The 18471-nt window shown below is 66.0% G+C and carries 18 protein-coding genes; 8 read left to right on the top strand and 10 right to left on the bottom strand.

What is annotated here, in order from left to right; genetic code table 11:
* Window positions 1-67: 67 nt before the first annotated feature.
* Together ACK4FJ_RS04345 and ACK4FJ_RS04340 are read left to right on the top strand one after the other, a co-directional pair.
* Window positions 68-1177 (top strand): hypothetical protein, encoded by a 1110-nt coding sequence (locus tag ACK4FJ_RS04345; protein WP_409764566.1) that lies wholly within the window; start codon window positions 68-70, stop codon window positions 1175-1177.
* The gene (locus ACK4FJ_RS04340; RefSeq protein ID WP_409764563.1) at window positions 1174-2589 is read left to right on the top strand and encodes a hypothetical protein; all 1416 of its coding nucleotides are present in this window, start codon (window positions 1174-1176) and stop codon (window positions 2587-2589) included. Before ACK4FJ_RS04345 ends, ACK4FJ_RS04340 begins: the two co-directional genes overlap by 4 nt.
* Here the strand turns inward: ACK4FJ_RS04340 and ACK4FJ_RS04335 are convergent.
* From ACK4FJ_RS04335 to ACK4FJ_RS04315, 5 genes are all read right to left on the bottom strand, one after another.
* A complete protein-coding gene (locus ACK4FJ_RS04335; protein WP_409764560.1) occupies window positions 2586-3728 on the bottom strand; it encodes a hypothetical protein in 1143 nt (380 codons plus the stop codon). The two genes, ACK4FJ_RS04340 and ACK4FJ_RS04335, sit on opposite strands and share 4 nt — an antisense overlap.
* A gap of 61 nt (window positions 3729-3789) precedes the next feature.
* Window positions 3790-5439 carry a glucose-6-phosphate isomerase gene (gene pgi / locus ACK4FJ_RS04330; RefSeq protein WP_409764871.1) on the bottom strand — a complete coding sequence of 550 codons (1650 nt, stop codon included), beginning with the start codon at window positions 5437-5439 and terminating at the stop codon, window positions 3790-3792.
* Window positions 5440-5471: 32 nt separating this feature from the next.
* Complete coding sequence (locus ACK4FJ_RS04325) at window positions 5472-7109, bottom strand: alpha-D-glucose phosphate-specific phosphoglucomutase (protein ID WP_409764557.1); 1638 nt, start codon at window positions 7107-7109, stop codon at window positions 5472-5474.
* Between the two features lie 19 nt (window positions 7110-7128).
* Window positions 7129-8088 carry a class II fructose-bisphosphatase gene (gene glpX / locus ACK4FJ_RS04320; RefSeq protein ID WP_409764554.1) on the bottom strand — a complete coding sequence of 320 codons (960 nt, stop codon included), beginning with the start codon at window positions 8086-8088 and terminating at the stop codon, window positions 7129-7131.
* A gap of 120 nt (window positions 8089-8208) precedes the next feature.
* Window positions 8209-9060 carry a DUF1194 domain-containing protein gene (locus ACK4FJ_RS04315; RefSeq protein WP_409764551.1) on the bottom strand — a complete coding sequence of 284 codons (852 nt, stop codon included), beginning with the start codon at window positions 9058-9060 and terminating at the stop codon, window positions 8209-8211.
* Window positions 9061-9161: 101 nt separating this feature from the next.
* Here ACK4FJ_RS04315 and ACK4FJ_RS04310 point away from each other — a divergent pair, with 101 nt between their 5' ends.
* The 3 genes from ACK4FJ_RS04310 (at window position 9162) to ACK4FJ_RS04300 (ending at window position 11847) form a co-directional block, all read left to right on the top strand.
* Window positions 9162-10409 carry a UbiH/UbiF/VisC/COQ6 family ubiquinone biosynthesis hydroxylase gene (locus ACK4FJ_RS04310; protein WP_409764548.1) on the top strand — a complete coding sequence of 416 codons (1248 nt, stop codon included), beginning with the start codon at window positions 9162-9164 and terminating at the stop codon, window positions 10407-10409.
* A gap of 89 nt (window positions 10410-10498) precedes the next feature.
* On the top strand, window positions 10499-11674 hold the full coding sequence (locus ACK4FJ_RS04305) for a PepSY-associated TM helix domain-containing protein (RefSeq protein ID WP_409764545.1): 1176 nt from the start codon (window positions 10499-10501) through the stop codon (window positions 11672-11674).
* A complete protein-coding gene (locus tag ACK4FJ_RS04300) occupies window positions 11671-11847 on the top strand; it encodes a hypothetical protein (RefSeq protein ID WP_409764542.1) in 177 nt (58 codons plus the stop codon). Before ACK4FJ_RS04305 ends, ACK4FJ_RS04300 begins: the two co-directional genes overlap by 4 nt.
* On the opposite strand, the gene ACK4FJ_RS04295 is transcribed toward ACK4FJ_RS04300, so the two are convergent.
* From ACK4FJ_RS04295 to ACK4FJ_RS04280, 4 genes are read right to left on the bottom strand one after another with little or no spacing between them, the layout of a single operon-like run.
* Window positions 11844-12239: a gamma-butyrobetaine hydroxylase-like domain-containing protein gene (locus ACK4FJ_RS04295; protein WP_409764539.1), complete on the bottom strand. Its 396-nt coding sequence runs from the start codon at window positions 12237-12239 to the stop codon at window positions 11844-11846. The genes ACK4FJ_RS04300 and ACK4FJ_RS04295 overlap by 4 nt on opposite strands.
* Window positions 12239-12451, bottom strand: a complete 213-nt coding sequence (locus ACK4FJ_RS04290; protein WP_409764536.1) for a Trm112 family protein — start codon at window positions 12449-12451, stop codon at window positions 12239-12241. Before ACK4FJ_RS04290 ends, ACK4FJ_RS04295 begins: the two co-directional genes overlap by 1 nt.
* An 11-nt stretch (window positions 12452-12462) precedes the next feature.
* Window positions 12463-13140, bottom strand: a complete 678-nt coding sequence (locus tag ACK4FJ_RS04285; RefSeq protein WP_409764533.1) for an LON peptidase substrate-binding domain-containing protein — start codon at window positions 13138-13140, stop codon at window positions 12463-12465.
* Window positions 13137-14069: a tetratricopeptide repeat protein gene (locus ACK4FJ_RS04280; RefSeq protein ID WP_409764530.1), complete on the bottom strand. Its 933-nt coding sequence runs from the start codon at window positions 14067-14069 to the stop codon at window positions 13137-13139. Before ACK4FJ_RS04280 ends, ACK4FJ_RS04285 begins: the two co-directional genes overlap by 4 nt.
* A gap of 198 nt (window positions 14070-14267) precedes the next feature.
* On the opposite strand from ACK4FJ_RS04280, the gene amt reads away from it, so the two are divergent.
* On the top strand, window positions 14268-16406 hold the full coding sequence (gene amt, locus ACK4FJ_RS04275) for an ammonium transporter (RefSeq protein WP_409764527.1): 2139 nt from the start codon (window positions 14268-14270) through the stop codon (window positions 16404-16406).
* On the opposite strand, the gene ACK4FJ_RS04270 is transcribed toward amt, so the two are convergent.
* The gene (locus ACK4FJ_RS04270; RefSeq protein ID WP_409764524.1) at window positions 16381-17340 is read right to left on the bottom strand and encodes a LysR family transcriptional regulator; all 960 of its coding nucleotides are present in this window, start codon (window positions 17338-17340) and stop codon (window positions 16381-16383) included. The two genes, amt and ACK4FJ_RS04270, sit on opposite strands and share 26 nt — an antisense overlap.
* Before the next feature lie 82 nt (window positions 17341-17422).
* Here ACK4FJ_RS04270 and ACK4FJ_RS04265 point away from each other — a divergent pair, with 82 nt between their 5' ends.
* Window positions 17423-18049 carry a carboxymuconolactone decarboxylase family protein gene (locus tag ACK4FJ_RS04265; RefSeq protein ID WP_409764521.1) on the top strand — a complete coding sequence of 209 codons (627 nt, stop codon included), beginning with the start codon at window positions 17423-17425 and terminating at the stop codon, window positions 18047-18049.
* A complete protein-coding gene (locus ACK4FJ_RS04260; protein ID WP_409764519.1) occupies window positions 18046-18468 on the top strand; it encodes a nuclear transport factor 2 family protein in 423 nt (140 codons plus the stop codon). The genes ACK4FJ_RS04265 and ACK4FJ_RS04260 overlap by 4 nt, the downstream gene beginning before the upstream one ends.
* The last annotated feature ends 3 nt before the right edge of the window (window positions 18469-18471 follow it).

Here is an 18471-nt window from a genome sequence, read left to right as displayed (position 1 = left end):
TGCGCTTTCCCCGCCTTGTGGTTAAGTAGCTCCGGGGTTTCCGCTATTCTACCGTCGGGCGTGGGGGATGAATTTTCCAAAAGGCGCTGGGTCGCAGTTCCAGCCCACGAAATTCGAGGAGCGCGGCACGGCCGTGGCCTTCACCACGCCGGCGCTCAGTCAGGCGCGCGTGCGCATGGACAGCCGCGACAATCTCGAACTCACCGTTTCCGCCTTCTCCGGCGTGAAGGGCAACTACGTTATCCGCTGGAAGGACGTGCCCGAGATATTCTCGCTCACCATGCATGATCGCGCATTGCAGGAGGCGATCCTGGCGCGCAATTCCTGCCTGCCGCCGGATATCCGTGCCGCCACGATGGAAACCGCCCGCACCGGCCTGGCCGGGCCCGAGGCGCAGCGCGCCGCGGAAGAAAGCATGACCGACGAGGAAAACGAGGTCCTGCTCACCCGCTACTATCTGTTCAAATCGGCGCTGGAAAAACTGTCCGGCGGCCAGATGAACCTGAACGTGTCGGATTTCACCACGGCTGCCGGGCGTGAGCGGATCAAGAGCGGTCTGGGCGTCATCGCCAAGGGCCTGGGCATGACCGCCAACGAATTATACGAACGGCTGGAGCGCTGGGGCGGCTATCTGGCGCCGCTGGGCATGCCCGGCATGCAGAAGCAGTGCCGGGTGCGCCGCCTGATCGGCGGCATCGCCGATCTGGCCGACAACCTGACGCAATGGGCCGATACCGACAAGTCCGAGGCCGCCTATCTGGCGCGCGGCGTGGCGCGGGTGGCTCAGTTCACTGACGACTTCGCCCGCGATCTGGCCTCGGCGGCGGTGCGTCCGGTGGAATATGCCGATCGCGTGCTGGCCAATTGGGACAAGGCGATCGCGAATTTCCAGCGCGATGTCGAGCGTTTGTGGTGGACGGTCGATGGCTGGGAATTCATTATCCTGCTGTGGAAGGATGTTGAGGACCGCGACCGCGACAGCCAGCGTGCGGCGGTAACGGAAATTTATCGAGTTCTGCCGATCATTCCCGAAAAGGAAGCCATGGACCGACCCAACATGAAAGCGATGCAGGAAAGCACGCGCATGCAGGTTCGCGCTCTCGAGGGGTGGAATTCCGGAGTGCTCGACATCGAAATGATACGCCGCGTCGAAACCACGAAACGGAGGCGGATATGACCGATCTTGCTTCCGAACTGCGGGATATCGAGCGTAAGCTGTTCGAGATTCCCGACGAGAAGGTCGCCCAGCTCACCCTGCTGATCGAACGTTCGCGCGCCGTGGTACTCTCGGCGGCGATGGCCGATGCGGCGCTGGGCACCCTGCGCCCGCGCCTGGCCAAGACCCGGCCGCCGCGGCACCTGACGCTGCAGCGCATTTTCTGCCATCCCTTTGAGGACCTGCTGATCCTGCCCGAGGATGGCGACAAGCAGTTCGGCCGCATCGCGCGCACCTCGCTCGCGCCCTGCTGGGATTTCATGCTGCAATGCCTGGATCAGGCGGCGGTGAAGGAGCTGGAAGCCAGCCTGCGCGCCTCCCAGGCGCCGGCCATCGGCGCCACGGCCGATCCGCGCATCGCCAAGCTGGGCGCCACCCTGTGGGGTATCGCCGCACGGCGTCTGCGCGAAGAGATCAGTCGCGCCGAGAGCGAGGCGGATTATCGCGCCGAGCTGGTGGCGAAACTGGGCGGCGAAACCGTGTTTCTCGACCTGGCCGACATGATGGGCATGCTGGAGATTGCCGGCCCGCTGGAAGAACTGCGCGTCGAACTCTCGCCCAAACCGGTCGGCAAGCTGCTGGATGAACAAGTCGAGGCGATCAAGGACCATTACAATGCGCTGGCGGCCAGCGGCGCCGGCCTGCCGGGCTACATGATCGCCTTCGTGCTCGCGCGCATGAGCAATCCGTTCCAGGTGTTGCCGATCTTCGACGGGATGGGCGAGGCACCCACGGGCATCGAGGGGCTGAAGCCTGGCAAATATGCGCGCCGCATGATCGCCGGCGACAGCAAACGCTTCTTCAAGGCCATCGGTCGTGCCGATGCCGGCAAGCTCGAGGCCGGCAACATCGCTGGCATGGTGGACGATTTCGTCAGCATGATCGGCCGCCTCAAGGCCGATGGCATGGCCGAGGGGCCGCAGCCCGAGATGGAAGCTGCTGGCGCCAAGTTGCGCGACATGGTGAAGGTGGGCGTGCTGGATGGCGCCGATGGCGCGATCCTCTCGGCACTGGAAGCGCCAGGTGCCATTGAGCCGGGTCAGGAAGCCGCGATCAAGCAGGCGATCTTCGATGCCAAGGTGGCGGCCGAGAACCGGGTCTATGCGATCCAGAAGGTCGCCAGGGTGGCCGGCGAAATCGGCGCCGACAAGGATGTGGGCAACACCCTGAAGACGCTGGGCGCCCAGATCGAACAGGGCGGCAATGCGCTGATTGCCGATATCAAGGCCGGCAAGCTGAATGGCCTGGGCAAGGATGCCGCGAAGCAGCAGGTTTATGGCGCCGTGCGCATGCTGGAACTGGTCAGCGGTGCCGCTGCCGCCTCCAAACTGATGAAGGACGGCCTGGCCGCCATCGACAAGATGCCGGCCTAGGCCTTCGCCTTCGCCGCGCCTTTGGCCTCGTAAGGTACGGCCTCGGCGGCGAAGCCGCTGAGCTGATCCGCCGCAAGCCCCAGCATCAGGCTGTCGCTGTCCTCGCGTTCGATGACGGCGCGGATGTTGAACGCCTGATGCACATAGCCGTGCTTGTCGCCGATCCGGTAGAGCAGGCTGCCAGTCTGCCGCGATCCAATCGGACCCGTAGGCGTGGCGCGCATGGCCAGCAGGGGCAGCCGGCCGATCTCGACATCGTTGAGTTTTTCCGCCATCGCCGAGGCGCGGGCCAGGAAGGCCGGTGTATCCATGGCCTGTTCTTTGGCATTCGGCGGCAGTTCGCGGTTGAATGATCCTGCCAGCACCTGGTTGGGCAACGCCTTGGCGATGATGCGGGCCAGGGTGATCGTCACGTCGCCGACGATGTATTCAAAGCCACGCGGCGTGGTGCCTTCCACCTGATGATAGGAAAAATGGCTGCCGATGGAAAAGGCCGCGCGCAGGGTGGGCACCAGACGGGGATCGCCTTTCTGTCGCGCCAGCGCGTTGTCGGCAAGGATCAGCAGCAGCGCCAGCCAGCAGCGCAGGTCGCCCTCCAGTCCCTTGGCGCGATTCCACACATAGAAGCCGTCGCCCACGGTGGAGCGCGCCAATTCGGTGCGCAGGCCGGCGCCATTCATGCGTTTGACCGCGCTGTTGATCGAATATTCCAGCGAGGAAAGCTGCGCCACCTGCTCCAGCGGCGTATGTCTGGAAAATCCCACGATATCGAACAAGATCACCGCGCGGCTGGCGGTTTCCATCACCGCATAGCGTTTGACCAGGTTTTCGATCAGCAGCGGGTTGATCTCGCCCTTGGCGCCGCCGATGGAAAACGGCAGGTCCATCTGCACCGCGCGGGCGCGCAGGGCCTTGCAGGTTTCGGCAAAGGTGCGCGGCCCCATCATGCGCTTGCCGCGGATCAGGCGCGGCAGGTCGGTGGCACGCCCCAGCACGTTATAGGGTTCGGAGAAGCAGAAACTGATGCGGCTGCCCTGATAGGTCCAGCCGGCGACGATGGTTTTCCCCAGACGCCACGACGAATGCAGGACGAAATCGATCTCCCGCATGCCCTGACGCATGGCATCGGACTCGCTCATGCGGCCGCCTCGCGCTCCCCGATACGGGGCCCCCACCGGCGCCGTATTCGGCGCGACGATCTTACGGGTGCGGCAGGCCGCGCGCCAGACCGATCAATGCACTGGTCGCGGCGTCATGTGGGTGCTGGGCGCTGCCGCCCAGTTCCTCCAGGATCGGCTTGGCGAGTTGCTTGCCCAGCTCGACGCCCCACTGGTCGAAGGAATTCACACCCCAGAGGATACCCTGCACGAAGATTTTGTGCTCGTAGAGGGCGATCAGCATGCCGAAATGATAGGGATCGAGCTTCGGCAGCACGATGGTGGTGCTCGGCCGGTTGCCGGGGAAGACCTTGTGGGGCGCCAGCATCGCCACCTGCTCAGGCGCCATGCCGGCTTCGCGCAATTCGGCCTCGGCCTCCGCCCGTGTACGACCGCGCATCAGCGCCTCGGCCTGGGCGAAGGCATTGGCCAGCAGGATGTCGTGGTGGCGGCCCAGCGGATAGCGTGTCTTCAGCGGCACGATGAAATCGGCCGCCACCGGCTGCGGTCCCTGGTGCAGAAGCTGATAGAAGGAATGCTGGCCGTTGGTGCCCGGTTCGCCGAAGATGATCGGCCCGGTGGCATAGCCGAGCGGCCGGCCCCACCGGTCGACACCCTTGCCGTTGCTCTCCATGTCAGCCTGCTGCAGATAGGGCGCCAGCTTGCACAGGCTTTGGTCGTAGGGCAGCACGGCAAGCGTGGTCAGGCCGAGGAAGTTGATGTTCCACACGCCCGCCAGCGCCATCAGCACCGGCAGGTTCTCGCGCAGCGGCGCGCTGGCGAAATGCCGGTCCATGGCGTGGGCGCCGGCCAGCAGGCTGCGGAAATTCTCCATCCCGATGCCCAGGGCGATGGGGAAGCCGATGGCCGACCACAGCGAATAGCGGCCGCCGACCCAATCCCAGAATTGCAATACCTGGTGCGGCGGAATGCCGAACTTGCCCGGCACCGCCGTGTTGGCCGAGATGCCCATGAAATGCCGCGGCCAGTCGATGATGCCGGGGCCGAGTTTTTCCTGCAGCCAGGCCCGCGCCGTCTCGGCATTGGCCATGGTTTCCTGGGTGGTGAAGGTTTTCGACGCCACCACGAACAGGGTGGTCTCGGCCTCGCACTTCTCCAGCGTGCGCGCGATGTCGGTGCCGTCCACGTTGCTGACGCAGTGGATCGCGATATCGGTGTCGCGGTCGGCGTTCAGGGCCTCCAGCGCCATGCGCGGGCCGAGGTCGGAGCCGCCGATGCCCATGCAGACCACATGCCTGAACGGTTTCTCCGTGATGCCGCGCCAGATGCCATCGCGGATCGCGGCGATGATCTCGGCCATGCGGTCCAGTTCGCGCTGTACCTGCGCGACGATATCCACGCCATCCACGGTCAGCGTTGCATCGGCCGGCAGGCGCAGGGCTGTATGCAACACCGCGCGATCTTCGGTGATGTTGATATGTTCGCCGCGCAGCATGCGGTCGCGCCAATTCTCCACCTGCGCCTCGCGGGCGAGATCCAGCAGCAGCTCCAGCGTTTCGCCCTCGATGCGCTGGCGCGACAGATCGAGCAGCATCTCGCCGCAGCGGAACGAGAATTTGCCAAAGCGTTCAGGGTCGCTGGCGAAGGTGTCGCGCAGATGCCTGTTGCGGATCGCCGTGGCATGGGCGGTGAGGGCGCGCCAGGCGGCGGTCTGGTCGATCGGCGGCGGCAGTGTCATCTCTCCTCCGTCGGTTCGTATTGGTTCTAGGTTACCACATCGGGGCCGCTGCGCCCGCTGGCTGCGCGCAGGCCGGTCATACGTTCGGCGAAGTCGACCAGAGGGGCGATCCGCGCCTGCACGTCATCATGCTGGTGCGCCGGGTCGGATTCGAACAGCTCAAAATACAGTCGCACGGTGGCGCCTTCGGTGCCGGTGCCCGAGAGGCGCGCGATCACGCGGGCCTGCTCGCCGCAGACCACGCGCAGGCCCTGGCCCGTGCTGACCGACCGGTCGATGGGATCGGTATAGGCGAAATCATCGGCTGCGGTAATAACAAGCTCGCCAATCCGGCTCCCCGGCAGGCCGGGCAGGGCATCGCGCAGGCGCTGCAACGCTGCCGCCGCAACTTTGCCATCCACCGCTTCGTAATCGTGGCGGCTGTAGTAGTGCCTGCCAAAGCGTCGCCAATGGGCATCCAGCAGCGAGGCGACGGTTTCGCCGGGCTTCGCCGCCAGCAGGTTGAGCCAGAACAGCACGGCCCACAGGCCGTCCTTCTCGCGCACATGGGCCGACGATGTGCCGTAGCTTTCTTCGCCGCACAACGTGATGCGGCCGGCATCCAGCAAGTTGCCGAAGAATTTCCAGCCGGTCGGTGTCTCGAAACAGGCGAGCTCCAGGCCGGCGGCCACCGCATCGGCGGCGCGGCTGGTCGGCATCGAGCGTGCGACGCCGGCGATGCCCTTGGCATAACCGGGCACTAAAGTCGCATTGGCGGCCAGCACGGCGAGGCTGTCGCTGGGTGACACGGCGATGTCTTTGCCCAGGATCATGTTGCGGTCGCCATCGCCATCGGAGGCGGCGGCGAAATCCAGCCGGCCTTCCAGCACGGTTTCGCGATACAGCTCCTCGGCATGGGCTGGATTGGGATCGGGGTGATGACCGCCAAAATCCTCCTTCGGCTCGGCGTTGATCACGGCATCATGCGGCGCGCCCAGCATCTCGATCAGCAGGCGTTTCGCATAGGGCCCGGTCACGGCATGCATGGCATCGAAGCGGAAGCGGAAATCGGGCCGCCGGATCAGCGCGCGGATCGCATCGAAATCGAACAGGGTTTCCAGCAAAGCGGCGTAATCGTCGACCGGGTCGATCACCTCCACCGCCATGCTGTTGATATGCTGCAGGCTGACATGATCGAGATCGAGGTCGTGATAGTCGAACACGCGGTAGCGGTCGATCCGGGTGGTGCGCTGGTAGATCGCCTCGGTCACGCTCTCGGACGCCGGGCCGCCATTGCCGACATTGAACTTGATGCCGAAATCGCCGTCCGGCCCGCCGGGATTATGGCTGGCCGAGAGCACCAGACCGCCCTGAGCGCCGTGGCGGCGGATCACCGCACTGGCCGCCGGCGTGGAGAGGATGCCGGCGCGGCCAACCAGGATGCGGGCGATACCGTTGGCCGCCGCCATGCGCAGGATCACCTGGATGGCCTGGCGGTTGAAGAAACGCCCGTCGCCGCCCAGCACCAGCGTACCGCCGCGCAGGTCGGCCTGGGTGTCGAACACCGACTGCACGAAGGCTTCCAGATAGCCCGGCTGGCGGAAGACATTCACCTTCTTGCGCAGGCCCGACGTACCGGGCTTCTGCCCCTCGAAGGGCGTGATGGCAACCTCGCGCGGACTCATCGGCAACAACTCGCTTGGTTTAACGCGGCAGGCGGCTGACCAGGTCGTAACGCGCGCCGGTTTTGGCCATCAGGATCACGGTGTGCAGGCGGGCGAAACCCTTCTCGATGGTCACGCCACGGCAGAGCGGGCCGGAATTGATGCCGGATGCCACGAAGACGGCATCGTCGCTTTTCACCAGCTGGTCGCCGCTCATCCATTTGCTGCTGTCGAGGCCGAATGCCTTCACCTTGGCGGCCTCTTCCTCGCCCTGTGGATCGACGCGGCCGAAGAACTCGCCGCCCAGCGCCTTGGTGAAGATCGCGGTGATCACGCCTTCGGGCGAACCGCCGGTGCCGAACAGAGCATCCACGTTATGGCCCTTCTGCAGCGCCATGAAGGCGCCGGCCACGTCGCCGTTTTCCTGCAGCATGGTGCGGGCGCCGGCCTCGTGGATCTCCTTGATCATCGCATGGTGGCGCTTGCGGTTCAGGACGAAGATGCGCAGTTCGGAAACCGGCTTGTTCAGCGCGGCAGACAGCGCCTCCAGTTTCTTCTTCACCGGCCAGGATGGGTCGATCTTGCCCTTGGCGGCAGCCGGCACCACCAGCTTGTCCATGTAGAAGCTGGGGCCGAGGTCGAACATCGCGCCACGCGGCGCCAGCGCGAATACGGCCATCGAATTGTCGACGCCGTTGGCCATGTTGGTGGTGCCCTCGATGGGATCGACGGCGATCTCGATCTCGGGCTCGCCGCTGCCGATCCGTTCGCCGCGATACAGCAGCGGGGCATGGTCCTTCTCCCCCTCGCCGATCATCACCACGGCATTGATGTTGATCTGGCCCAGCGCCTTGCGCATGGCATCCACGGCGGCGCCGTCGCCTTCTTCCTTCCTGCTGCGGCCGACCCAGTCATAGGCGGCCAGCGCGGCAGCCTCGGTCACCAGGCGCAGGGCGAACGGGAAATCAGCGCGGTCGAAGGGACCGGGACGGGTGGTCATGGGCGGAAACTCCGAGGCAGAGATGGGCTGCGAATGCGGCCGGTTGGTCCGGACAGTTTATTCCTTGGAAATACGGCAAAAACCGGGCGAGGCCAAGGCGGAGCGGGCCTTTTTCGCGCCCTATTGGTCAAACCGTCGGCGCCAGAAATCCTGGCTCTGCTTTTCGCCGATATCGCAGCCCTTGGGATAGCGGTAACCCGACTGGGCCCTGTGCAGAAGGGCCGGAGGGCGATTGGTTTTCGGGGCCGGTTTCTGGGCGATTTCCAGGATCAGCTTGCGGCGCACGGCTTCCCCGAAGGTGTCGAAGCCTTCCGCCACCACCACGAAGGACCCTGGCCCCCCGATCACGCAGCCTTCGTAATACCGGTCCAGATCCTCCAGCATGGGAAAGCCCCAGGTATTCTGCTTGCCGTTCATGATCGGCAGGCCATTGATCACGATGCCGGCGGCCAGCGCTTGGTCGCGCGCCAGGTCCACGGGTCCGCCATCGTTGTTCGGCCCGTCGCCCGAGATATCCAGCACCCGGCGCATACCCTTGTACGGTCCGCTGCCGAAGCGGGGAATGGCATGCAGGATCGCGCCGGTGATGCTGGTGCGCCGCGCGGTGCGGATCGGATGCTCCATCAGCCGTCGCGCCACGGCCTCGGCGCTGGCCTGGTCGGAAACCAGGGTCCAGTCCAGCAGATCGCCCTGGGTGTAACTGTCGGCCCATTCGAAATAGGCCAGCGCGATCTTGCCGTGGATGCCGCCGCGGATCGCCTTCACCACGGCCGGATGCATGATCGCGTTGGCATAGCCGTCGCGCTGCAGCCTTGCCTCGTCGGGGTCGATGCTGCCCGATATGTCTACGGCCAGCAGCAATTCCAGATCGACCGGAATCTTGTCCGCCGCACCGGCATCGGCCGCCGGTAGTACCGGACCCAGACCCGCAAGCCACGCCAGTACCAGAAGAACCGCTAGCCTGAGCTGCATGGGACGAGGCTAGTACGGCTGCGACATCGCGTCCATCGCAGACTTGAATCCGGCGCTGGCCGGTACTGGACAAGCCGGCCCCGCCTGCCGATGTTACGATCATGAACAGCGTATCCCGCCTTTACGATGTGGCCGTGATCGGCGGCGGCCTGGCCGGCCTGACCCAGGCTATCGCCTTGGCCCGGCACGGCCTTTCGGTTGCCGTGATCGACCGGGAAGACCCGGCCCGGGCGCTCGCCGCCGGGTTCGACGGCCGGGTTTCGGCCATCGCCCTGGCGTCCCAGCGCATGCTGGCCGGCATCGGTCTGTGGGAGCATGTGACCGAAGCCCAACCGATGTGGGACATCCGCGTCTCCGACGGCGACTCGCTGCTGTTCGTGCATTACGACCATCGCGACCTGGGCGACCAGCCTTTCGGGTATCTGGTCGAGAACCGGGTGATGCGGCAGGCCCAGCAGGATGCCATCACGCAATTGCCCAATCTTGATCTCATGGCGCCGATGACGGCCAGCGAAATCGATTATGGCGCGCCCGGCTCCGGCGCACCGGCGCGGCTTGTTCTGGCCGATGGCCGGCAGATCGAGGCCCGGCTGGTGATCGGGGCCGATGGCCGGCAATCCGCGATCCGCCAGCAGGCTGGTATCCGCACGCTGGACTGGTCCTACGACCAGACCGGCATCGTCTGCACCGTAGGCCATGAATTGCCTCATGGCGGCGTGGCGCAGGAGCGCTTCCTGCCCGCCGGCCCCTTTGCCATCCTGCCGATGACCGATGCGGCCGATGGCACGCACCGTTCCTCCCTGGTCTGGACCGAGCCGACGCAGCGTGCCGCGGCCATCATGGCGCTGGATGATGCGGATTTCGCCGCCGAGATGCGCCAGCGTTTCGGCGACGGCTACGGTGAGGCGCGCATCCTCGGTCCGCGCTGGTCCTATCCGCTCACATTCCTGCTGGCCCAGCGTTATACTGGCCACCGCCTGGCGCTGATCGGCGATGCGGCGCACGGCATCCATCCCATCGCCGGCCAGGGTCTCAATCTCGGCCTGCGCGACATCGCCGCCCTGACCGAGGCGCTGGTGGAGGCGAAGCGGCTGGGCCTGGATACCGGCCGCGTCGATGTGCTGGAGCGCTACGAACGCTGGCGCCGCTTCGACAATGTGGTGCTCTCGGCCGTCACCGATGGCCTGACCCGGCTGTTCTCCAACGATATCGCGCCGATCCGCATCGCCCGCGACCTCGGCCTGGGGGTGGTGGAGCGCATTCCGCCCCTCAAGAAGCTGTTCATGCGCCATGCCATGGGCGATGTCGGGCAGCTGCCCCGGCTGCTGCGTGGCGAAAAACTGGGCTGACGGCAAAAAACGCAAAAATCCATTACGGTTTTGGGGTGCTGGATCGTCTCTAGATGGGGAGACCTGTCTTCTGCCACCCGGAGCCGTGCATGAGCGTGAAAACCTTCAAGATCTGGTACCTGACCCATAAATGGACCAGCCTGATCTGCACGGCTTTCATGCTGCTGCTCTGCATCACCGGCCTGCCGCTGATCTTCCATCACGAGATCGAGCATCTGCTGGGCGATGCCATCGAGGCGCCGGCCCTGCCAGCCGGCACGCCGCTCACCTCGCTGGATCGTGTCGTTGCGGCGGCGCAGCAGGCCATGCCTGATGATAAGCCCCTCTTTGTCTCATGGGATCCGGACGAGCCGGAGCTGGTCTTCGTCTCTGCCGCCAAAACGGCGACCGAGACCCAGGATTTCCGTTTTGTCGCCCTGGATGCGCGCACCGCCCATATCCTGAAAACCGATTCCTCCGACCAACTCGATTTCATGCGGGTGATGTTCCGCCTGCATGTCGACCTGTTCGCCGGCCTGCCGGGCATGCTGTTCCTCGGTTTCATGGGCTTGTTGTTCGTGGTGGCGATCATCACCGGCGTTGCTGTCTATGGCCCGCTGATGCGCAAGCTCGATTTCGGCACCGTGCGCAAGCAGCGCTCGACCCGCATCAAATGGCTCGACCTGCACAACATGCTGGGCATCGTCACGCTGGTCTGGGCCCTGGTGGTGGGCGGTACCGGCGTGATCAACACCTGGGCCGACCTGATCTTCAAATACTGGCAGCATGACCAGCTCGCCCAGATGGTGGCGCCTTATGCCGGACAGCCGGTGCCGCAAAATCTAGGTTCGCTGCAGGCCGCCGTCGAGACCGCGCATCGTACCGTGCCGGGCTCCACCCCGCGCTTCGTCGCTTTCCCCGGCACCAATTTCTCCAGCCCGCATCATTACGCGGTGTTCATGCGCGGCGACACACCGCTGACCAGCCGCCTGCTGCAGCCCGTGCTGGTCGATGCCGTCACCGCCGAACTCACCGACACGCGCAAACTGCCCTGGTATGCCGCCACCTTGCTGGTGTCGCAGCCGCTGCATTTCGGCGATTACGGCGGGCTGCCGCTGCAGGTGATCTGGGCCCTGCTGGATATCGTCACCATCGTGGTGCTGGGCAGCGGCCTGTATCTGTGGCTGGCGCGCCGGCGCAGCAATCCGGTCGAACAGCGAATCGCCGAACTGGAACGCGAGGCCGCGGTCACGCCTGCGCTTGCCACCCGGAGTGCCGCGGAATGAAAAGCGCTTTCCTGCGTCTGTGGGGCATGCCGATCCTGCTCGGCATCCTCAGCGGTGTCGGCCTCGTCGCCGCTCTGGTCGCCGATGGCTGGGGCGATGCGCTGTCATGGCTGACGCTCGGCCTGCTGGTCGTGCTGATGGCCTGGTACTGGTTCAGGCCGGTCCGGCGTTAAGGGCGACGCGGCTCGCGGCTTAAGCCCCGCTCCTCCAGCCGCTTCAGGTAATCGGCCCAGAGCGCAGCCTGGTCGTGGCCGCGGTCGTAAAACCATTCCCAGCTGTAGAGGCCGGTATCGTGCAGGTCGTCGAATTTCAGGCGCACCGCATAGGTGCCGACCGGTTCGATGCCGATGATGCCGACATGGCTGCGGCCGGGCACCAGCGTCTTCTGCCCCGGCCCATGGCCCTGCACCTCGGCCGAGGGGCTTTCGACGCGGAGGAATTCCGCCGTGAAGGAAAACGCCTTGCCGTCGGCGAAGGCGACCTCCAGCCGCTTCTCCGCCGAGATGTAGCGCAGGTCGGTGCAGGCCGGACGGCCGGCCTGTTGGTAAGGCGAGTTCGGATGCATTACTGGGCGTGAGCGGGCCGGTCGTCGATCTGGCGCGCCTCGTCCACCAGCATGATCGGAATGCCGTCGCGGATCGGGAAGGCCAGGCCGGCCTTTTCGCTCACCAGTTCGTTGCGCGCGCGGTCATAGGTCAGCGGCCCCTTGGTGACGGGGCAGACCAGCAGTTCGAGCAGTTTGGGATCGACCGGCGCGGCAGTCTGGGCGTCGCTCATCATCGTCTCCATCAGTTCAACACAGGCCCGCGGTGCGGCCCGGCCGGATCCAGCAGGGCCATTTCCAGCAGGGTGGTCAGCATGCCGGCGCGGCCCGCGAAATCCGGCGCCTCCAGCAGGGCCTGCTTCTCGCCCGGCGTGAACGGGCAGATCATGGCCAGCGAATGCACCAGCAGGTCGTCGGACGCGGCGTTGATCGAGTCCCAGTCGGCCGGCAGGTTGTGCCGTTCGCAATAGCCGCGCAGGGCGGTCAGCAGCCGCGTGCGGTCGTATTGTCCGGGCGGCACGGCGGCCAGGTCGTCGGCGAAAGCGTCGTAATCGGCCTGCACCTGGCGATAGAGCGTGCCGGCATCCTCCAGTTCATGGGCGATGCCGAAGCGGCACAGGCCGCGCAAGGTGATCAGGATGCGGCCATCGTCGGTCTCGGCGGCCGAAACGATCTGCCCGACGCAGCCGATGCGATAGACATCCTGGCGCTTGTGGCGCGCCTCGGGTTCGGTCGGCTGGATCATGCCGATCAGCCGGCTGCCATTGATCGCGTCGCGCGTCATCGCCAGGTAGCGCGGCTCGAAGATGTTGAGCGGCAGCAGGCCGCGTGGCAGCAGCAGCACGCCGGTCAGCGGAAAGATCGGGATGACGCCGTCGAGTTCGGCGACGGAGCCGGGCAGGGATTCCGCGTCGTCGCTCATGCGAACAGGATGGAGGACAGCCGCCGGCGCGCATCCACCGTGATCGGATCCATCGGCCCCAGCGCCTCGAAGATCTTCACCAGCTGCTTGCGCGCGGCTTCCTCGTTCCATTTGCGGTCGCGCTTGACGATGTCGAGCAGCTGGTCGACCGCCTCCTGCGCGCGGTTGGCGCCATGCAGCGCCAGGGCGTAGTCGAAGCGCGCCTGGTGGTCGTTCGGATTGGCGGCCACGGCGGCTTCCAGCGGCTTGAGCTGGTGCGCGGCCTGGGAGCCTTCCTCATGCAGCTGGATGGCCGAGAGCGCGGCATGCACCTCGGCATGGTTCTTCTGCGCCTCGGGCACCTGGGCCAGCACTTCCTTGGCTTCCTCGATCTCGCCCATGCCCACCAGCGCACGGGCCAGGCCGCCAAGCGCCACCGGGTTCTCGGGCTCGGCGCCGAGCGCCGTCGAAAAGGCCTGCGCGGCTTCCGGGTAATCCTGCGCCGCCAGCGCGGCCTTGCCGGCCTCGATCGCCTGGGTCGCGGTGTCGTCTTCCAGCGCGCCGCCGGCCAGGCCTTCGACGAATTTCTTCAGCTGGCTTTCCGGCAGGGCGCCGACAAAGCCGTCCACCGGCTGGCCTTTCGAGAAGGCATAGACTGCCGGGATCGACTGGATGCGCAGCTGCTGGGCCAGCGGCTGGTTCTTCGGGTCGTCGACATTGACCTTCACCAGGCGCAACTTGCCGTTCGCCGCCTTGACGATCTTTTCCAGCATCGGCCCCAGCGTCTTGCAGGGGCCGCACCACGGCGCCCAGAAATCCACCAGCACGGGCACGCTCATCGAGGCCTGCACCACATCCTGCATGAAGGTGGTGATGTCGGCATCCTTGATCACGTCGGCAGCGGCGGAACCGGGGGCGGGGTTGGGCGAGAGGTCCATGGCGGCGATCATCGCAGTCTGAAAGGGAAATGAATGGTTCAGAGATAATGGCGCGGCGGCCAAAAGCCAACAGCCGGACGCCGCAAATGCCGACAGGCATGGCGAAAATATAGGCAGGGTTTCCGCCCCTTCAAGCGCGAAACCGGCCCCTTCCGGCTCGGGAATCGCGAGATTCGCCATGGTATGCCTCTTGCTTTGCTCTCCGGGCGCATGACTCCGGACCGGATCGACATCGCCTGGATGCTGGTCGCGACTTGTATGATTTTCGTCATGCAGGCCGGCTTCTGCTGCCTTGAGAGCGGCTATGTCCGTGCCAAGAACAGCATCAACGTGGCGTTGAAGAACCTGGCCGACTTCTGCATCGCTGCCTTGCTGTTCTGGGCTTTCGGCTTCGCGCTGGCCTTCGGCGCCGGCGAGACCGGGCTGTTCGGCCTGACCCAGTGGTTCTTCGACGGCCGCGGCGAGTTTTCGGCCGGAACCTTCTTCCTGTTTCAGCTCATGTTTTGCGGCACGGCAGCCACCATCGTCTCGGGCGCCATCGCCGAGCGCGTCGGCTTCGGCAGCTATATCGGCATCACCATCATCATTTCCGGCCTGATCTATCCGCTCTACGCCCACTGGGCCTGGAATACCGGCCAGTTCGGCGGCAGCCCGGGCTGGCTGGCCGCCATGGGTTTCATCGACTTCGCCGGGTCCAGCGTGGTGCATTCCATCGGCGGCTGGGTTTCGCTGGCCGCCGTGCTGATCGTCGGGCCGCGCGCCGGCCGCTTTCTGCCCGGCCTGCCCAGCATCCGCGGCCACGACCTGGTGATCTCCACCCTGGGCGTGATGCTGCTGTGGTTCGGCTGGTTCGGCTTCAACGGCGGCAGTACGCTCAGCCTGAACGACGCCGTGCCCGGCATCCTGATCAACACCACGTTGGGCGGCTGCGCCGGCGGTATCGCCGGCCTGCTGGTTTCGCAGGTGGTCTACAACCGCATCCGCGTGGAAGACTTTCTCAACGGCACGCTGGCCGGGCTGGTCGCCATAACCGCCAACTGCCACAACGTCTCGGGCCTGAGCGCGGTGCTGATCGGCGCCATCGGCGGTCTGGTGGCGATGGCGGCGGCGGAAGCCATGGAGCGGCTGAAGCTCGACGATGCCGTGGGCGCCGTGCCGGTGCATCTGGCCGCCGGCATCTGGGGCACGCTGGCGGTGGCCCTGTTCGGCGATCCCGCCGGCTGGCCCCTAACAGCAGATGGGGTGCAGCATGATCGCATGACCCAGTTCGGCATCCAGGCGCTGGGCTGCCTGGTTGGCGGGATTTATGCCTTCGGCACCACCTATATCCTGCTGCGCGCCATCGACCGCGTCTTCCCCTTGCGCGTGTCGGCCGAGGCCGAGATGGTCGGCCTCAACCAGGCCGAACACGGCGCCGGCTCGGCCATGCTCGATCTGGTCAACGATATGGAACGCCATCGCGGCGAAGGCCGCTTCGACCAGCCGGTGCGGGTCGCCATCGGTTCCGAGGTCGAGCCCATCGCGCTGCAGTACAACCGCGTGATCGCCCGCGTCACCCGCGACGCCGAGGCTTTGCGCCGCGCGGTGGAAGACTTGAAACGCGCCAAGGCCGCCGCCGAGGCCGCCAGCAACGCCAAGACCGCTTTCCTGGGCAACATGAGCCACGAGCTGCGCACGCCGCTGAATGCCGTGATCGGTTTTTCCGAAATCCTCACCGGCGAATTGTTCGGCCCGCTGGGCGACCAGCGCTACCGCGATTATGCCGCCGACATCCTGGCCAGCGGCCGCCACCTGCTCAGCCTGGTCAACGACCTGCTCGACCATACCCGCATCGAAGCCGGCCAGGTGACGCTCAGCGATGCCGAACTGGATGTGCCTGCGCAATGCGAGGCGGCACTGCGCATGATGCGCGAACGCGCCGCTGCCGCCGATGTGCGACTGTTCTCCGATTACGCCGATGAGCTGCCCGACCTGCTGGCCGACGAACGCGCCCTGCGCCAGATGCTGCTCAACCTGCTGGGCAATGCCGTGAAGTTCACGCCGCCCGGCGGCATCGTCAGCCTCAGCGTGCGCCTGGAACAGGATGGTCGCCTGGCCATCGCCGTATCCGATACCGGCATCGGCATGAAGCGCGAGGACGTGCCGCGTGCGCTGGAGCCTTTCGTTCAGTTGCACGACCACCTGAACAAATCCTATGCCGGGACCGGCCTGGGCCTGCCGATGGTGCAGGCGCTGATCCGCCTGCATGGCGGCACCATCACCATCGACAGCCGCGAGGGCGACGGCACCACCGTCACCCTGCGCTTTCCGCGCCGCCGCGTGATCAAGATCGGCGCTGCCGCCGACTAGAGCAGCCGTCAGGCGGCGCGCTTTTCTGCCGGTCCAGCTCGCGGCCCACGGCCAGCAGGTGGCGGCGCAGCCAGGCCGAGCCGGGATCGTTCTGGTTCCGCGTCGGCCAGAACAGGTATTCCTCGTCGCCCTCGGGCTGGATCGGCGGGCTCACGGCGGCAAGGCCCAGCTGCGCGCTGAGGCTGCCGATCAGGCGGCCGGGCACGAAGGCAACCAGGTCGCTGCGCGCCACGGCATGCAGGGCCTGCAGATAGCTCGGCACGCTGAGCGTGATGGCGCGATGGATGCCGCGCGCCAGCAGCCAGGTGTCGATCGGGTCTTCACTCAGGCCGCGCCCGATCACCGCCACATGGCGCGCCTTGAGGAACACGTCCATGCGTTTCAGCCGTGTCGCCTGCGGATGGCCGCGCCGCACCGCCAGGCCGTCGCTGTCGCCGAACAGGCGCTGGCGGTGAAAACCCGGAAAGGCATCCGGATGGCAGTTGATCACCAAGTCGACATGGCGGGCGAAGTCGGGTGTGATCACCGGCAGGCCGCGCCAGGGCGTGACGTCCAGCCGCACGCCGGGCGCTTCGGCGGCGATGCGCGCCAGCAGCGGCGCCAGCACCAGGTTCACCACATGGTCGGGGATCATCAGCGCGAAGCGGCGCTGGCTGGTGGCCGGGTCGAAGCCATCGGCCACGAACAGGCCGCGCACCTGTTCCAGCGTGTCTTTCAGCGGCGCGCGCAGGGCTTGGGCGCGCGGCGTCAGTTCCATGCGCGGCCCCACCCGCACCAGCAGCGGATCGTCGAGAATCTCGCGCAGGCGGCGCAGCGCATGGCTCATCGCCGGTTGCGACAGGCCGACGCGCGTGGCGGCGCGGCTGACGCTGGCGTCGTTCAGCAGGGCGTCCAGCGCCACCAGCAGGTTGAGGTCGAGTGCGGTCAAATTCATTCCATGAATATACATCATGCAAAGCATCGATTGGAAGAATGAAGCGGCCGGCGGCACGATGCGGCGCAGGAGGACATGCCCCATGGTCAATGCATCGAATGAAACATCGCATGAATCCGCGCCCGATCCGTCGCGTATCCCGCCGGTGCAGCCGCCCTATGCGGCCGAGGTGCAGGCGGCACTGGCGCGCCTGCCGGCGGACTGGACGCCGCCATTCCGCCTCTTCACGGTGCTGGCGCGTGATCCCGACCTGCTGCTGCGCTTCCTGCGCGGCGCACCGGCCTATCGGGAACAGGCAAAACTCAGCCTGCGCCAGCGCGAGGTGCTGCTGCATCGGGTCACCGCCAATTGCCGCTGCCGCTACGAATGGGGCATGCGGGCGCATTTCTTCAGCCGCCAGGCGGGGCTGAGCGACGACCAGCTCTTCTCCACCGTCTATGGCAATGCCGAGGATTCCTGCTGGCAGGCCGAGGATGAGCGATTGCTGATCCGCCTGGCCGACGAACTGCATGCAGACTGCGACACCGCCGACGGATTGTGGCGCGAATTGCAGGCGGCCTTTGCCGAAGAGGCGATCCTCGAGGCCCTGATGCTGGCCGGCTATTACCGCACGGTGGCCTATCTGGCCAACGGCCTGCGCCTGCCGCCCGAGCCCGGTATCTGCCGGCCTTTTCCCATGGCCAAAAACGCCACGGGAGCCGCAGCATGAGCGCCGCATCCGGCAACACCCGCATCCTGCGCGACGCCTTCGCCCGCATCGCTGCCGGCGAAGGCCGTGCCTTCGTCGATATCCTGGCCGAGGATGCCGTCTGGATCACGCTGGGCGACACGGCTTGGTCGAAACGTTTCGAGGGCAAGGCGGCGATCCTGCGCGACCTGCTCGGGCCGCTGCGCGCGCAGTTCAGCCAGCCCAACCGCGTGCGCGCCGAACGTTTCATCGCCGAGGGCGACATGGTGGCGGTGGAAGCGCAGGGCGATGCCGTCACCAGGGACGGCCGGCCCTATCGCAACCGCTATTGCCTGGTCTGCCGCATGCGCGACGGCCTGATCGTCGAACTCACCGAATATGCCGATACGGCCCTGATCGACCGCGTGCTGGGGCCGCCCGTGCCGGCCGTAAAAGCATAGCGG

Source organism: Ferrovibrio sp. (assembly GCF_046297595.1).
In the GTDB taxonomy this organism is placed as follows: domain Bacteria; phylum Pseudomonadota; class Alphaproteobacteria; order Ferrovibrionales; family Ferrovibrionaceae; genus Ferrovibrio.
Note: the sequence above shows the minus strand (reverse complement) of the source record. Positions and strands in the feature narration are given on the sequence as shown.

Excerpts from the sequence above, each read along its gene's own strand:
- ACK4FJ_RS04335 (WP_409764560.1), bottom strand. The coding sequence starts at position 3,728 with ATGAGCGAGTCCGATGCCATGCGTCAGGGCATGCGGGAGATCGATTTC.
- ACK4FJ_RS04340 (WP_409764563.1), top strand. The coding sequence starts at position 1,174 with ATGACCGATCTTGCTTCCGAACTGCGGGATATCGAGCGTAAGCTGTTC.
- amt (WP_409764527.1), top strand. The coding sequence starts at position 14,268 with ATGACTCCGGACCGGATCGACATCGCCTGGATGCTGGTCGCGACTTGT.
- ACK4FJ_RS04265 (WP_409764521.1), top strand. The coding sequence starts at position 17,423 with ATGGTCAATGCATCGAATGAAACATCGCATGAATCCGCGCCCGATCCG.
- ACK4FJ_RS04260 (WP_409764519.1), top strand. The coding sequence starts at position 18,046 with ATGAGCGCCGCATCCGGCAACACCCGCATCCTGCGCGACGCCTTCGCC.
- ACK4FJ_RS04305 (WP_409764545.1), top strand. The coding sequence starts at position 10,499 with ATGAGCGTGAAAACCTTCAAGATCTGGTACCTGACCCATAAATGGACC.
- ACK4FJ_RS04325 (WP_409764557.1), bottom strand. The coding sequence starts at position 7,109 with ATGAGTCCGCGCGAGGTTGCCATCACGCCCTTCGAGGGGCAGAAGCCC.
- ACK4FJ_RS04290 (WP_409764536.1), bottom strand. The coding sequence starts at position 12,451 with ATGAGCGACGCCCAGACTGCCGCGCCGGTCGATCCCAAACTGCTCGAA.
- ACK4FJ_RS04270 (WP_409764524.1), bottom strand. The coding sequence starts at position 17,340 with ATGAATTTGACCGCACTCGACCTCAACCTGCTGGTGGCGCTGGACGCC.
- ACK4FJ_RS04300 (WP_409764542.1), top strand. The coding sequence starts at position 11,671 with ATGAAAAGCGCTTTCCTGCGTCTGTGGGGCATGCCGATCCTGCTCGGC.
- ACK4FJ_RS04280 (WP_409764530.1), bottom strand. The coding sequence starts at position 14,069 with ATGATCGCCGCCATGGACCTCTCGCCCAACCCCGCCCCCGGTTCCGCC.
- glpX (WP_409764554.1), bottom strand. The coding sequence starts at position 8,088 with ATGACCACCCGTCCCGGTCCCTTCGACCGCGCTGATTTCCCGTTCGCC.
- ACK4FJ_RS04295 (WP_409764539.1), bottom strand. The coding sequence starts at position 12,239 with ATGCATCCGAACTCGCCTTACCAACAGGCCGGCCGTCCGGCCTGCACC.
- ACK4FJ_RS04345 (WP_409764566.1), top strand. The coding sequence starts at position 68 with ATGAATTTTCCAAAAGGCGCTGGGTCGCAGTTCCAGCCCACGAAATTC.
- ACK4FJ_RS04285 (WP_409764533.1), bottom strand. The coding sequence starts at position 13,140 with ATGAGCGACGACGCGGAATCCCTGCCCGGCTCCGTCGCCGAACTCGAC.
- ACK4FJ_RS04315 (WP_409764551.1), bottom strand. The coding sequence starts at position 9,060 with ATGCAGCTCAGGCTAGCGGTTCTTCTGGTACTGGCGTGGCTTGCGGGT.
- ACK4FJ_RS04310 (WP_409764548.1), top strand. The coding sequence starts at position 9,162 with ATGAACAGCGTATCCCGCCTTTACGATGTGGCCGTGATCGGCGGCGGC.